Below are 1,053 nucleotides of genomic sequence, written 5' to 3' on the forward strand. Positions count from 1 at the left end.
GGCTTTGTTGAATAAATCGAACTTTTGCTGAGTTGAAGGATCAGATCACGCATCCTCCCGACAACACAGACCATTCCGTGGCAAAGCAAAAGTTCAGAATCACCAACTGGTCCACCTACAACAAAGCTCTCATCAACCGTGGCTCCCTCACTTTCTGGCTGGATGATGAGGCGATTCAGGCCTGGTATGAGTCGGCAACGCCTTCATCACGAGGAAGGCCCCAGCGCTATTCTGATCTCGCCATCACCACCGTTCTGGTGATTAAACGCGTATTCCGGCTGACCCTGCGGGCTGCGCAGGGTTTTATTGATTCCATTTTTGCCCTGATGAACGTTCCGTTGCGCTGCCCGGATTACACCAGTGTCAGTAAGCGGGCAAAGTCGGTTAATGTCAGTTTCAAAACGTCCACCCGGGGTGAAATCGCACACCTGGTGATTGATTCCACCGGGCTGAAGGTCTTTGGTGAAGGCGAATGGAAAGTCAGAAAGCACGGCAAAGAGCGCCGTCGTATCTGGCGAAAGTTGCATCTTGCTGTTGACAGCAACACACATGAAGTTGTCTGTGCAGACCTGTCGCTGAATAACGTCACGGACTCAGAAGCCTTCCCGGGCCTTATCCGGCAGACTCACAGAAAAATCAGGGCAGCCGCGGCAGACGGGGCTTACGATACCCGGCTCTGTCACGATGAACTGCGCCGCAAAAAAATCAGCGCGCTTATTCCTCCCCGAAAAGGAGCAGGTTACTGGCCCGGTGAGTACGCAGACCGCAACCGTGCCGTTGCTAATCAGCGGCTGAGCGGAAGCAATGCACGGTGGAAATGGACAACGGAATATAACCGTCGCTCGATAGCGGAAACGGCAATGTACAGAATGAAGCAGTTGTTGGGAGATTCACTGACGCTGCGTGACTACGATGGTCAGGTAGCGGAAGCTATGGCCATGGTGCGTGCGTTGAACAGGATGACAAAGGCTGGGATGCCAGAAAGCGTGCGTATTGCCTGAAAATCCAGCCAGCTACAGGGTCGTTCGCACGAAATCTTATTTATTCAACAAA

1 protein-coding gene is annotated in these 1,053 nt (G+C 52.8%); it reads left to right on the top strand.

Translation table 11 applies throughout. From position 1 onward, the window contains the following. Positions 1 to 32: 32 nt before the first annotated feature. Positions 33 to 1,001 carry an IS5 family transposase gene (locus tag K0778_RS26320; protein ID WP_000654811.1) on the top strand — a complete coding sequence of 323 codons (969 nt, stop codon included), beginning with the start codon at positions 33 to 35 and terminating at the stop codon, positions 999 to 1,001. The last annotated feature ends 52 nt before the right edge of the window (positions 1,002 to 1,053 follow it).

It is taken from the genome of Escherichia sp. XD33 (assembly GCF_019375075.1).
Taxonomy (GTDB): Bacteria; Pseudomonadota; Gammaproteobacteria; order Enterobacterales; family Enterobacteriaceae; genus Enterobacter; species Enterobacter flexneri_A.